Genomic DNA, 9,601 nt, shown 5'->3' on the forward strand with positions numbered 1-9,601 from the left:
CGGGGCGAGCGGGGCGGGTCGGCGACGTCCGGGCACGGCACCGGCGCCGTCCTCCGACAGGCCGGCGGAGGCCCGGGGATCCACGGGAATAGATCCGGCCGCACGTGGTTGAATGAGGATGTACATGCAAACGCATGGACCAGGCCCCACCGGGCCGGAGGACAGAAGGAGCGCCTGATGCAGTTCGGCATCTTCACGGTCAGCGACATCACGACCGACCCCACGACCGGACGGACCCCGTCCGAGTCCGAGAAGATCCAGGCGACCCTCGCGATCGCGCTGAAGGCGGAGGAGATCGGCCTCGACGTCTTCGCCCTGGGCGAGCACCACAACCCGCCGTTCTGGTCCTCCTCCCCCACCACCACGCTCGGCTACCTCGCGGCGAAGACCGAGAGGATCACGCTCTCCACCGCGATGGCCCTCATCACCACGAACGACCCGGTGAAGCTCGCCGAGGACTACGCGATGCTCCAGCACCTCGCCGGCGGCCGCGTCGACCTGATGCTCGGCCGCGGCAACACCGGCCCCGTCTACCCGTGGTTCGGCAAGGACATCCGCCGCGGCATCGAGCTGACGATCGAGAACTACGACCTGCTGCACCGCCTGTGGACCGAGGACTTCGTCGACTGGGAGGGCCAGTTCCGCACGCCCCTCCAGGGCTTCCAGTCGACCCCGCGCCCCCTCGACGGTGTCGCGCCGTTCGTGTGGCACGGATCGATCCGCTCCCCTCAGATCGCCGAGCAGGCCGCCTACTACGGCGACGGCTTCTTCGCGAACCACATCTTCTGGCCCGCCTCGCACACCCAGAAGATGGTGCAGCTCTACCGCCAGCGCTTCGAGCACTACGGCCACGGGACCGCCGATCAGGCGATCGTCGGCCTCGGCGGGCAGATCTTCCTGGCGAAGAACTCGCAGGACGCGGTCTCGCAGTTCCGCCCCTACTTCGACAACGCCCCCGTCTACGGCCACGGCCCCTCGCTGGAGGACTTCACGGAGCAGACCCCGCTCACCGTCGGCTCCCCGCAGCAGATCATCGACCGCACCCTCGGCTTCCGCGAGTACGTCGGCGACTACCAGCGCCAGCTCTTCCTGATGGACCACGCGGGACTCCCGCTGAAGACCGTCCTGGAGCAGATGGACATGCTCGGCGAGATCCTCCCCGCCCTCCGCGCCGGCTTCGCCGAGGGCCGCCCCGCGCACGTGCCCGACGCCCCCACCCACGCCTCCCTCGTGGCCGCGCGCGACGCGCAGCCCGCGGCCGAGCCCGTCACCGTCTAGTCAGGAGCTCTCCATGGACACCCGCAGGATCACCGTCCTCTCGGCCGGCCTCAGCCAGCCGTCCTCGACCCGGCTGCTCGCCGACCGCCTGGCCGACGCCGCCGAGTCCTCCCTCGCCGAGCAGGGCTTCGCCGTCGAGCGGAGCGTCGTGGAGCTGCGCGACCTCGCGCACGACGTCACGAACAACCTCCTCACCGGCTTCGCGAGCCCCGCACTGCAGACCGCGCTCGACGCGGTCGCCGGCGCCGACGGCCTGATCGCCGTGACGCCGATCTTCACCACCAGCTACAGCGGGCTCTTCAAGTCGTTCGTCGACGTGCTCGACACGGAGGCGCTGCGCGGCCTGCCCGTGCTGCTGGCGGCCACGGGCGGGTCCCCCCGCCACTCCCTGGCCGTCGACTACGCGATGCGCCCGCTCTTCACCTACCTGCACGCGACGCCCCTCGCGACCACCGTGTTCGCGGCGACGGACGACTGGGGCGGCGCGACCGAGGACGGACGGGCGCTGCCCTCGCGCATCGAGCGCGCCGGACGCGAGCTGGCCGATCAAGCCGCCCGCTCCTCCCGCTCGGGCTCCACGCCCGACCCGTGGGCGCTCGACGGCTCGTTCGAGGGGATGCTCGGCCGCCGCGGCTGAACGCCCGCCGCGCGGATCGGCCGCTCCTCTCATGGATCGGCCGATCCGTCCAGCCGCGATACCCGCGGCCCTGCCGGAATAGCCTGCCCCCGGGAGCCTGCCGCTGGCCCCCGGAAGGAGGCCGTCATGGGCCTGACCAGCAAGGGGCTCCCCTCGGGGGCTCTCGACCTCTCGCAGCTCGGACGCGCGGTCCTCGACCGCCGCCGCTTCCTCGGAGCCCTCGGCGTCGCCGCCTCCGTCCCGGTCCTCTCCGGCTGCGGCTTCGCCCCCGCGGGCCCCGCGGCGAGCGCCGGCAGCGACACCCTCACCTTCACCACCTGGGGCACCGACGCCGAGCTGGCCGGCTTCCAGCGCGCGATCGACGCGTTCCAGTCGGCGAACGCCGGCGCCACCGTGACCCTCAACGCGGTCCCGTACGAGCAGATGTTCACCAACATCGACGCGCAGCTGCAGGCGGGGAACCCGCCGGACGTCTTCCGGGTCCCGTACTACACGTTCGGCAGCTACGCCGGCCGCGACCAGCTCCTGGACCTGTCGGGCTTCCTCGACTCCGACGTCGCCGAGCGGTTCACCGATCCGGCCTGGGCCGCGGTGCAGAGCGGCGGGAGCCCCTTCGGCGTCCCCCACCACACCGACACCTCGCTGATCCTCTACAACACGCAGGTGCTGGCCGACGCGGGCGTCACCTCCTTCCCGTCCTCGCCCGAGGAGGCGTGGACCTGGGAGGAGTTCACCGAGGTCGGGCGGAAGCTGCGCGCCTCGCTCCCCGCCGAGCGCTACCCCTTCGCCTACAACTGGCAGGGCAACGGCGTCACGCGCTGGCTGAGCCTGCTCTTCCAGGCCGACGGCCGCTTCCTCACCGAGGACCTGTCCGGGCCCGCGATCGACTCCGCCGCCGGCCGCGCCGCGATCGACTTCAGCCGCAGCTTCTTCACCGACGGCCTCGTGCCGCCGAGCAGCTCCGTGCAGGCGACCACCTACGCCAGCGACCTCTGGTACTCGCAGACCACCGCGATGACCTTCGCCGGCGCGTTCCTCATCCCCGACGCCGACTCCACCCTCGACTTCGAGTGGGGCGCCACCTACTCCCCGCGCAACGTGCGCGGAGGCGGCGACTTCGGCGGCAACGCCCTCGTCGCGACCAAGGCCGCGAAGAACCCGGAGCTGGCCGCCTCCTTCCTCGCGTTCGTGACGGAGGAGGAGGCGATGCGCGACTTCTGCGCCGGCGCCTCCCTCCTCCCCACCCGTCGCGACCTCACGGAGTCGGGCATCGAGTTCGCCGTGCGCCCCGAGCTCGCCGAGGTGTTCCTCGGCCAGGCGGGCACCGTCCAGGCGTCCGACTCGGCGCAGGTCGCCTCGCCCGACATGGCCGCGATCATCACGGTGCTCAAGGAGCAGCTGGAGCAGGCCTTCGTCGGCGGGCGCAGCACCGAGGACACCATCGCCGGCCTCACCTCCGGCATCGCGGCCGCGACGCAGTGAGCCGGTCGGTCCTCGCGCCGGAGGCGGTGACCGCCCGCTCCCGGCGCGCCTCCCGCGCCCCCGCCCGCGAGACGGCGGCCGCCTACGCGTTCCTCGCGCCGAACCTGCTGATGCTCGGCCTGTTCGTGTTCGTCCCCCTGGGCGGCGCGTTCCTGATCGGCTTCCAGCGCACGAACGGCTTCGGCGACGGCGTCTTCGTCGGGCTCGACAACTACGCGCGGCTGCTCGGCGACGGCCTCTTCTGGCGCTCGACGTTGAACACGGCGCTGTTCACCCTGATCGTGACCCCGCTCTCGATGGCGCTGGGCCTCGGCGCGGCGGTGCTGATGAACTCGGTGCTGCCCGCGCGGCCGGTGTTCCGCAGCATCCTCATCCTGCCGATGGCGGTCTCCGGAGTGGCGACGGCGCTGATGGGCGTGCTGATCTTCGACGAGAACAGCGGCGTGCTCGACGGCATGCTCCAGACGATCGGCCTCCCCCGCATCGCCTGGCAGTCCGGCGGAGCGGCGGCCTTCGCCTCCGTGGTGCTCGTCACCCTGTGGTGGCGCACCGGCTTCAACATGCTGATCTACCTGGCGGGGCTGCAGGGGGTGAACCCGGCGCTCTACGAGGCGGCCCGGCTCGACGGAGCGAACGCGTGGCAGCAGTTCCGCCACGTGACGCTGCCGCTGGTCGGCCCGTCGTCGTTCTTCCTGCTCATCCTCAACGTCATCTACTCGTTCCAGGTGTTCGACATCGTCTTCGTGCTCACCGGCGGCGGACCGCAGAACGCGACCTCGGTGCTCGTGACCTACGCCTACGACACCGGGTTCGTCACCCGCGACCAGGGCTACGCCGCGGCCATCGGCATCGTGCTGCTGATCCTGACCATGATCTTCACCGCGGTGCAGTGGCGCACCAACCGCTCGAGGGACCTCGTCGAATGATCCGCACGTCGCGCACCTCGCGCCTGCTCCGCCTCGCCCTCGCCCTCGGTGTCTCGGTGGTCATCGTCTTCCCGCTGTACTGGATGGTCGTCGTCGCGTTCTCCTCGCGGTCCGAGCTGCTCGGCGGCACCCTCCGCCTCTGGCCGCGCGAGCTGACGCTGGTGAACTTCGAGCGGGTGTTCTCGTCGTTCCCCGTGGCGACCTGGTTCGGCAACTCCCTCGCGATCAGCCTGGTCACCGCGCTGATCACCGTGACGATCAACCTGCTGGGCGGGTACGCCTTCGCGCAGCTGCGGTTCCGCGGATCCGGCGTGCTCTTCCTCCTGGCCCTGTCGACGCTCACCCTGCCCGTGCAGGTGATCATGGTGGCGCTGTTCCGGCTCGTCACCGACCTCGGCCTCTACGGGAGCTACTGGGCGGTGATCCTGCCGACGGCGGCGTCGGCGTTCGGGCTGTTCCTGGCGCGGCAGTTCATCCTCGCGATCCCGCGGGACCTGATCGAGGCGGCCCGGATCGACGGCGCCGGGCACTTCCGCGTGTTCACGGCCATCGTCCTCCCCCTCTCGAAGCCGCTCATCGCCGTGCTCTTCTTCATGTCGCTGCTCGGCTCCTGGAACGACTTCGCCTGGCCGCTCATCGCCCTGAAGGAGAACGCGCTGTTCACGCTCCCGATCGGGCTGCTCTTCCTCCAGGGGCAGTTCGGCAGCGACTACGGAGCGACCATGGCGTTCGCCCTGGTGAACGTCGTGCCGATGGTGGTGCTGTTCCTGGTGTTCCAGCGCTACTTCGTGCAGGGCTTCGCGCGCAGCGGCCTCCGCTGACCTCGCGGCGGGGGGGGGTGCGGATCGGTGCGCTGAGCGGCCATTCGTCCCCCCGTCCGGGGCCGGGAGTGTCAATCCCCCCGTTCCGCCGACCCGGCCGGCGCCGCCCCGCGGTACCGTCGTCGCAGGCGCCCACCTCGTGCGCTCCGGAGCGCACCGTTCGAGCGGAAGGCGGGATCGCCATGAGTACCGTCGCCGCGAACGCCGCCCAGCAGAAGGTGGCCGGCCGCTACTACCTGATCGAGCGCATCGGCTCCGGCGGGATGGGCTCGGTCTACCGGGCCCGCGACGAGACCGTGCAGCGCGAGGTCGCCGTGAAGGTGTTCCGCGCGGAGGCCTCGAACCCCGAGGACGTGGCCCGCCAGGAGCGCGAGGTGCGGATGCTGAGCTCCTTCGCCCACCCGGGCATCGTCAACCTCTTCGACGCGGGGCTGCACAACTTCGGCGGCGAGGTCCGCCGCTACGTCGTGATGGAGCTCGTCGCCGACCCCACGATGGAGGCGCGGCTCGAGTCCGGCCCCCTCCCGGCGGCGGAGGTCGCGGCGATCGGCACACAGCTCGCGGAGGCCCTGGCCTACCTGCACGAGCGCGGCGTCGTGCACCGCGACGTGAAGCCCGCGAACATCCTGGTCAGCGAGGTCGCCTCCAGCGGCTACGCCCGCACCGCCAAGCTCACCGACTTCGGCGTGGCGCACTTCATGGACGGCTCCCGCCTCACCAGCGACGGCGTCGTGATCGGCACCGCGAGCTTCGTCAGCCCGGAGCAGGTCGCGGGCGAGCCGATCAGCGGAGCGAGCGACGTCTTCTCCCTCGGCCTGGTCCTCCTCGAGGCGATCACCGGTCACCGGGAGTACTCGGGCACCGTCCTCGAGGCGGCGATCGCCCGCCTCCACCGCAGCCCCTCCGTGCCCGACGCCCTGCCGGCGGAGTGGCGGGCGCTGCTGACCTCGATGACGCAGCGGGACCCGGAGAAGCGGCCGACCGCCGACGAGGTCGCGCACCGGCTCCGCGGCGGGATGACGACGGGCTCGGCTTCGGGCGCGCCGACCGCCTCGGACTCGCGCGCGGCACGGATCCGGCGCTCCGTGATCATCGGCTCGAGCGTGGTCGGCGTCGGCGCGATCGCGGCGCTGTCGTGGATGCTCGGAGCGCTCGCCGGTCGCTGACCGACCGGGCGCGGGGCCCTAGGCCTCGCCGGGGAACGCGGGACGGAGCACGATCCGCGTCCAGGCGCCCACGTAGATCCGATCGCCCTCCTCGACCTCGCGGCGCTGACCGGCGGCGATCGGCGACTGCGGGAGCGGAGCCCCGGCCGGGGCGAGGTACGTGCCGTTCGCCGACTGCAGATCCTCGACCCACCAGCGGTAGCCGTCGGTGCTCAGCTGGCAGTGGCGCCGCGAAACACCGGAGTCGGAGCCGCAGTCCACCTGCGGCGAGATGCCGCGGGAGACGGACGGGCGGCCGACGAGCAGGGTGCGCTCGCGGAGGACGACGGTCGCGGGCGGGCCGGGCGAGGGCATGGGGTCGTCGGCGCGCTGCTCGGCGTACCACTCCGGGTCGACCCAGAGCTCGGCGATCCACGGGCGGTCCGGGTCCGCGGAGGCGGCGGCGGGGCGGGCGGAGCCGGTGGCCGGCGCGGACGCAGCCTCCTCCTCCGACGCTGAGGCCCCGGGTGCCGGGTCGGGGGCTGCGGCCTCGGGTGCAGGGGCCTCCGGGATCACCTCGGTCGGCGGAGCGGCGGGCGGCGCGGTCGCGACGGGGGTGTCGAAGCCGGCCTCCTGCTCCGGGATCAGCTCGGTCGGAGCCGCGGGATCGGCCTGCGGCGCGGGCGCCTCGCCCAGGTGCTGGGCCGGGTCCCCCGACGGCGTCGCGGAGCCGCCGACCTCGCCCGGAGCGCGGACGGCGCCGGAGGAGGTGAACGGATCGGCCTCGGGGAGGGAGCCGGTCGTGAAGTCGTAGCCGCAGTTCTCGCAGAACAGGGCGCCGGGCTCGTTGGGGAACGAGCAGTGCGGGCAGACCGAGGGGCCGGTCGGGATCGCGGTGGTCGGCGCGGCGGGAGCGGGCGACGGGGCCGCAGCGGCACCGATGGGCGCCCCGCAGACGTCGCAGTAGTCCCCGGACTGCGAGGTGTGCCCCTCGGGGCAGCGGAAGCTCACTTGCGCACCCGCGTGGTCTTGGTCGACGCGGTGTCCAGCGCCATCTCGTCGAGGCGGTCCACGCCTCGCTTGAGCCGCACGGTGCCCTCGTTCGGGTTGTCGATCTCGACGACCTTCCGCAGCTTCGCGGTCGCCTCGTCGTTCCCGGTGACGGAGGCGAGCTGCACCGCCCGCCCGAGCTTGACCGTGGCGGTCGCCTCGTCGCCCCGCGCCTTGGCCGCGAGCCCGTCCTGGATCGCGGAGGCGAGCTCGGTCTGGCCGGTGTAGTGGGCGACGGCGGGGTCGATGCGGGCGGTCAGGGCGGAGTCGTCCGTCCAGCGCGCCTTCACCAGGGCGGAGGCGACCACCTCGTCGCGCACGCTGAGCTGCACCCGCGCGGCGAGCTGCTCCGAGCCGACCGGCTTCGACGCGACCCGGACCGCCACGTGGTACTCCCGCGACTCGTCGCCCCAGGCGCCGGTCGGGTAGGCGCCGGTGAGCGGGTTCACGGCGTTCCGCCGGGAGCTGAGGTCCTCGAGGTTCGGAGCGACCTGGCGGACGAAGAGCAGCTGCGCGCCCTGCGGAGTCCAGACGCGGAGCTCGCCGTTGGCGACTCCCCGGCCCATCGACGCCCGCATCAGCGACTCGAAGTCGGCAGCCATGTCGGCCGGGTTCGCGATCAGGCCCACGGTGCCCAGCAGGGCGCTCGCGATGGTGCGCGCCTCCTCGACGATCCAGCGGGAGCCGACGCCGCGCACGTCGCACTGGAAGTCGCCCGACGCCGCGCGGATCGCCGCGTCCAGCTGCATCCGCGACTCGTGCTCGTTCTTGCCGTCGGTGAGGAGGATCGCGTGCCTCTGCGTCGCCTCCGGCACGGTCGCGAACAGCTGGCGGGCGAGGGTCAGCCAGGTGCCCATCGCGGTGCCGCCGTCGGCCTGGAGGTAGCCGATCGCCTCCTTCGCCGCGGCTCGCGCCCCCGGCTCCATCCGCACCATCGAGACGGTGGCGTTGGGGTACGGGAAGGCGCGGTCGGCGCGCTCGGACCCGGCCACGACGGCGAAGAAGGTGCCGTCCAGGATCTGGTCGACGGCCACGGCGGCGGCGCGCTTCGCGGCCGTCATGTTCTCGCCGGTCATCGATCCGGAGCAGTCGACGATGATGATCTCGGCCGCGGCCCCGTCGGACCCGGCGACCCCCGTGCCGGACGCGGTCACCGTGACGATGGCGTGCACGTCGGTGGCGCCGTCCGAGAGGAACTCGTTCTGGAAAACACTCGCGCTGAACTCCGCCATTCCGGCAGTTTACGGGGACGCCCGGCCCGAGCGGCCCTCCATCGCCGAGGATCGGCCGGGCATCGCGGCCCGACGCCTGCACGACAGCTGTCGGGGCCGGCGGAGGCGGGTCGAGCGCCGCCGGAGCGCCCCCGTCAAGCCCGCCGCGACCGGACGCCGCCGATGCCAGGGTGGAGCCGTGCCTCCCTGGACCCTCGCCCTCGCCAGCGGCGCCATCGGCGGCGCCACCCTCCTGATCGGCGCCGCGCTCGCCTGGTTCGTGCGCGTGCCCCCGAAGCTCACCGCCGCGATCTCCGCCTTCGGAGCAGGGGTGCTGATCTCGGCGCTCGCCTACGAGCTCGTGCAGGAGGCGGCGGACGACGGAGGACTGCTCCCGACGATCCTCGGCACGCTCGCGGGAGCCGTCGTCTTCGTCGGCGCGGACGCGCTGCTCACCCGCGCCGGCGCGGGGAACCGCAAGAGCGCGAAGGGATCGGGCGGAGGAGGAGGCGCGGCCATCGCGGCCGGCGCCCTGATCGACGGGGTCCCCGAATCGATCGTGCTCGGCCTCTCGGTCGCCCAGGGCGGCGCGGGAGCGGCGATCAGCGTGCCCATCGTCGCCGCGGTCGCGATCTCGAACCTCCCCGAGGGCCTGTCCTCGACGGTCGGCATGAAAGCCGACGGCCGCTCCGCCCGCTACGTCTTCACCGTCTGGGGCGGGATCGCCGCGATCTCGGCCGCCGCAGCGCTGGTCGGCTTCCTGGTCTTCGCCACCGCACCGGGCGCGGTCGTGGCCTTCGTGACGACCGTCGCCGCCGGCGCGATCCTCGCCATGATCTCGAACACGATGATCCCCGAGGCGTTCGACCGCGACGACGTGCTCACCGGGCTGTACGCGGTGCTCGGGTTCGTGACGGCGTTCGCCTTGCACAGTGCTGGTTAGGACGCCGCTCCCCGCGCGGCGTCCCGCAGTCGGCCCGAGCGCGCGGCCGGGTCCCGAAGAGCGGCAGGCGCACGGCGACGCGGATCCGCTGGAACGCGGATCCCCGGG

General features: G+C 72.7%; 9 protein-coding genes. 7 read left to right on the plus strand and 2 right to left on the minus strand.

Annotated elements, in window-relative coordinates:
- Positions 1-177 precede the first annotated feature (177 nt).
- From C5C71_RS10540 to C5C71_RS10565, 6 genes are all read left to right on the plus strand, one after another.
- Entirely contained in the window at positions 178-1,278 is a 1,101-nt protein-coding gene (locus C5C71_RS10540) for an LLM class flavin-dependent oxidoreductase (protein ID WP_104226200.1), read from the plus strand.
- A gap of 13 nt (positions 1,279-1,291) precedes the next feature.
- Positions 1,292-1,915 carry an FMN reductase gene (locus C5C71_RS10545; protein WP_104337648.1) on the plus strand — a complete coding sequence of 208 codons (624 nt, stop codon included), beginning with the start codon at positions 1,292-1,294 and terminating at the stop codon, positions 1,913-1,915.
- 126 nt (positions 1,916-2,041) lie between these two features.
- Complete coding sequence (locus tag C5C71_RS10550; protein WP_104223847.1) at positions 2,042-3,397, plus strand: sugar ABC transporter substrate-binding protein; 1,356 nt, start codon at positions 2,042-2,044, stop codon at positions 3,395-3,397.
- Positions 3,398-3,423: 26 nt separating this feature from the next.
- Positions 3,424-4,323: a carbohydrate ABC transporter permease gene (locus tag C5C71_RS10555; protein WP_258068708.1), complete on the plus strand. Its 900-nt coding sequence runs from the start codon at positions 3,424-3,426 to the stop codon at positions 4,321-4,323.
- On the plus strand, positions 4,320-5,144 hold the full coding sequence (locus C5C71_RS10560) for a carbohydrate ABC transporter permease (RefSeq protein ID WP_104223846.1): 825 nt from the start codon (positions 4,320-4,322) through the stop codon (positions 5,142-5,144). Before C5C71_RS10555 ends, C5C71_RS10560 begins: the two co-directional genes overlap by 4 nt.
- A 182-nt stretch (positions 5,145-5,326) precedes the next feature.
- Positions 5,327-6,310 (plus strand): serine/threonine-protein kinase, encoded by a 984-nt coding sequence (locus tag C5C71_RS10565; RefSeq protein ID WP_104337649.1) that lies wholly within the window; start codon positions 5,327-5,329, stop codon positions 6,308-6,310.
- An 18-nt stretch (positions 6,311-6,328) separates the two neighbouring features.
- On the opposite strand, the gene C5C71_RS10570 is transcribed toward C5C71_RS10565, so the two are convergent.
- Positions 6,329-7,300, minus strand: coding sequence for an FHA domain-containing protein (locus C5C71_RS10570; RefSeq protein WP_104337650.1), 972 nt, complete (start codon positions 7,298-7,300; stop codon positions 6,329-6,331).
- Positions 7,297-8,571 (minus strand): VWA domain-containing protein, encoded by a 1,275-nt coding sequence (locus C5C71_RS10575; protein WP_104238603.1) that lies wholly within the window; start codon positions 8,569-8,571, stop codon positions 7,297-7,299. The genes C5C71_RS10570 and C5C71_RS10575 overlap by 4 nt, the downstream gene beginning before the upstream one ends.
- Before the next feature lie 178 nt (positions 8,572-8,749).
- On the opposite strand from C5C71_RS10575, the gene C5C71_RS10580 reads away from it, so the two are divergent.
- Positions 8,750-9,493, plus strand: a complete 744-nt coding sequence (locus C5C71_RS10580) for a ZIP family metal transporter (RefSeq protein ID WP_104223842.1) — start codon at positions 8,750-8,752, stop codon at positions 9,491-9,493.
- Positions 9,494-9,601 lie beyond the last annotated feature (108 nt).

It is taken from the genome of Rathayibacter sp. AY1C1, assembly GCF_002932105.1.
GTDB lineage: Bacteria > Actinomycetota > Actinomycetes > Actinomycetales > Microbacteriaceae > Rathayibacter.

Excerpts from the sequence above, each read along its gene's own strand:
- C5C71_RS10565 (WP_104337649.1), top strand. The coding sequence starts at position 5,327 with ATGAGTACCGTCGCCGCGAACGCCGCCCAGCAGAAGGTGGCCGGCCGC.
- C5C71_RS10575 (WP_104238603.1), bottom strand. The coding sequence starts at position 8,571 with ATGGCGGAGTTCAGCGCGAGTGTTTTCCAGAACGAGTTCCTCTCGGAC.
- C5C71_RS10545 (WP_104337648.1), top strand. The coding sequence starts at position 1,292 with ATGGACACCCGCAGGATCACCGTCCTCTCGGCCGGCCTCAGCCAGCCG.
- C5C71_RS10560 (WP_104223846.1), top strand. The coding sequence starts at position 4,320 with ATGATCCGCACGTCGCGCACCTCGCGCCTGCTCCGCCTCGCCCTCGCC.
- C5C71_RS10540 (WP_104226200.1), top strand. The coding sequence starts at position 178 with ATGCAGTTCGGCATCTTCACGGTCAGCGACATCACGACCGACCCCACG.
- C5C71_RS10550 (WP_104223847.1), top strand. The coding sequence starts at position 2,042 with ATGGGCCTGACCAGCAAGGGGCTCCCCTCGGGGGCTCTCGACCTCTCG.